This is a genomic window from Aquisphaera insulae (assembly GCF_011064615.1).
Classification (GTDB): Bacteria; Planctomycetota; Planctomycetia; order Isosphaerales; family Isosphaeraceae; genus Aquisphaera; species Aquisphaera insulae.
The window spans coordinates 1-3142 of sequence record NZ_JAALJH010000191.1 but is presented as its reverse complement, the minus strand read 5'-3'; the positions used below and the strand labels follow the sequence as shown (position 1 = coordinate 3142).

At 72.8% G+C, this 3142-nt stretch carries 2 protein-coding genes; both read left to right on the top strand.

Annotated elements, in window-relative coordinates; genetic code table 11:
• Positions 1-2367, top strand: a 2367-nt coding sequence (locus G6O54_RS36595) for a S8 family serine peptidase (protein WP_165235947.1), incomplete at its 5' end; no start/stop codon positions are given.
• Between the two features lie 218 nt (positions 2368-2585).
• A partial coding sequence (locus G6O54_RS36590) for a PEP-CTERM sorting domain-containing protein (protein ID WP_165235938.1) occupies positions 2586-3142 on the top strand: 557 nt, incomplete at its 3' end.

The following is a 3142-nucleotide window of genomic DNA, read 5'->3' as shown; positions in this document are numbered from 1 at the left end:
GCGACGATCCAGGGGGGGCTGGCGCAGCGGTCGTTCGTCGATCGGCTCGAGTGGACCTTCAGCGAGTCGGTGAACCTCCAGGGCCTGATCGCCGACGGGTCGATCCTGCGGGCCGTCACGCTCACGAACCTCGGCGTGAACGCGGACAGCGACGCCGACAGGGTCGTCACGCTCACGGCCGACCAGTTCCGGTACGACGCCGCCACCCACAAGCTGACGTGGTCGCTGGACCGGTTCGCGAACGGCAAGACGTCGCTGGACGACGGCTATTACCGGTTCCAGATCGACGCCCACCTCGTCCTCGACGACGCCGGCAACGTGCTCGACGGCGACGGGAACGGTAGCGCGGGCGGGACGTACGGGCTCGGCTTCTTCCGCCTGCTGGGGGATGCCACCGGCGACGGAACGGTCGTCAAGACGGGGACCGACCCGGCCTCGTCCGACATGGCTCTCGTGAACGCGGCGCTCGGCACCCGGCCCGGCTATGCGAAGTGGAACGCGAACGCGGACCTCGACCGCGACGGGTACGTCGGCACGCTCGACCGCCTGATCGTCGCCAACAACGGCGGCCACGCGATCGTCCCCCCCGCGACGACGGCCACGGGCACGGCGACGACCGGCGGCGGGGTCGCGACCGCCCCGGCCGGCCGCGAGAACGCCGAGGCCGCGGGCGATCTCTCGGACGCCTATGGCGCCGCGTACCGCGCGACCCTGGCGGCGGCCGGGACCGTCGTCCGAACGTGGTCGGCCGGGCTCACGGCCGTGCTGGACGCGGCGGCGGACGTCGACTGGTTCCGGCTCGATCCGGCCGCCGGCGGCACGCTCCGCGTCGCCGCGAGCCTGGCCGGCGGCACCGCGGGCAAGGCGCCGTGGATCACCGTCTACGAGGCATCCGCCGCCGGCCTGCAAGCCGAGGCCGGCGCGTCGGGCACGGCGGAGACGACGGTCGTCGCCGGCCGCCGCTACTACGTGAAGGTCGAGGCCGGTGCCGGGACGATCAGCCCGGCGCGATACCTGCTGGACCTGGGCGTCTCCGAGTTCGACGCCTACCTCGACATGATCGGCCTGGACGAGGTCCGCGCCGACACCGATTACCGCGGCACGGGCTATTCGATCGCGGTCATCGACACCGGGATCAACTACACGCTGCCGGCGTTCGCCGGGCGGGTCATCCTGGGCCCCGACTTCGGCGACAACGACGCCGACCCGATGGACGCCAACGGCCACGGCACCCACGTGGCGGGCCTGGCCGCCGGCGCGAACGCCTACACGCCGGGCGTGGCCTCGGGGGCGAACCTGGTGGCGCTCAAGATCACGAGCGGCTCGTCGTCGACCGCCGGCCTGGGGGCCATCGAGCAGGCGTTGCAGTGGGTGCTCGACAACCGGCTGCGGTACAACATCGTCTCGATCAACCTGTCGTTCGGCGGCGGCGACGTGGCGAAGGGGACGACCGTGGCGTCGCTGGAGCCGCTCTATCGGGCGCTCGCGGACGCCGGGGTGTTCATCGCGGCGGCGGCCGGCAACGGCTACGGGCCGGGCGTGGCGGAGGGGCTGAGCATCCTGGCGGCCAGCCCGTCGGTCGCCTCGGTGGGCGCCGTCTGGGACAGCTCGGCCGGCTCGGCGAGCTGGTCGAGCGGGGCGAAGGACCTGAGCACGGCGGCCGACCGGGTCGCGTCGTTCAGCCAGCGGGGCGAGGGCCTGGACCTGCTGGCCCCCGGGGCGAACGTCCTGAACATGGGCCTGGACGGCGGCCTCGTCGTCCGCAACGGGACCTCGATGGCCACGCCGCTGGTCGCCGCCGCGGCGGTCCTGCTCCGCGAGGCCGCCGACCGCCTCGGCCTGGCGACCACGCCGGCCGGCCTGCTGGCCCTCCTGCGCCAAACCGGCGTGAGCGTCCTGGACGGCGACGACGAGAGCGACAACGTCTCCAACAGCTTCCGGACCTACGCCCGGCTCGACGTCGCCGCGGCCCTCGAGGCGCTGAAGTCGTCGTCGAGCCTGCCCCTGCCGGGCGTCACGTCGACCGCCGGCCGCGACGGCTCGACCATCTCGGGCGCGGGCGTGTCATCGGCCCAACTCGCGTTCGGACCGGCCTCAACGGGGAAGGCCGCCGCGGCCGCCGTGACCTCCTCGACCGCGCCGCCGGGCGGGCCGGCCCGCTGGTCCTGGCCGGCGGACCGGCTCGCCGCGGGGGCCCTGGAGCTCGCCCGGGCCGCCCGGACGACCGTCCCGGCGTTTGCGACCGCGGCGAAGCCCGCGGCCCCGCTCGTGGACCCGGGCGCCGTCGGGCTGGCCCCGGGCGACTCGATCGACGACCTCGCCCGCGAGCTCGTCGCCGGCCCGCTCCGAACGAGGCGGAAGCGGTGAACACAAACGCATGCGTGCGTTTTCAGAATTTATCCTAATAACCGTCTCTCGCACGATCACATTTTTTTAATAAGCTGATTTGACGGGGAAACATGATGAAACTTCGCCACCGGGTTGACAGCCGTGGCGTGGGGGATGCATGCTCCACGGATCGTTGCCGAGGCGGCTCGTGGCGGGCCGCCGCCCGAGATCCGAGGCCGGACGGAGGGGATTCGACCATGAAGCGATTCGTCTTGCCCTGCGTGTGCATGTTCCTGTGGGGGGTGGCTCCGGCCTCCGCCGACCTGGTGTTGAAGACGGAGCTGGTCAGCAGCACGGCGACGGAGAGCGTCTACGGCGTGTCGCTGATCGGGGCGGTGGACCTGGCCACGTACAACGTGGAGGTGGTGTTGCAGGCGGCCGGGCTGACCGACGCCGCGGTGCAGGTGGCGGCGTGGACGCCCGGGTACGTCTTCCCGGACGCCTCCAACTTCTTCGCCGGGGTGAACGCGGCGGGGGGTGAGGTGCGGGTGACGCTGAGCGACTTCACCGACCCCGGCGTGGATACGGTCGAGGGGGTGAATGCCCACCTCGCGCTGATCACGATCGACACGACGGCCTTGACCTCGCCGGTGGGGCTGGGCTTCGACCCCGAGACCCTGGTCCTCGCCACGCCAGCCGGCGCTCCGATCGCGGGCTTCGAGGAGCTGAAGGCGTCGCTGGCGATCCCGGAGCCGTCGTCGCTCGTGCTGTCGGCCCTGGGGGGCCTCGGGCTGCTGGCCGCGGCGCGAGGGCG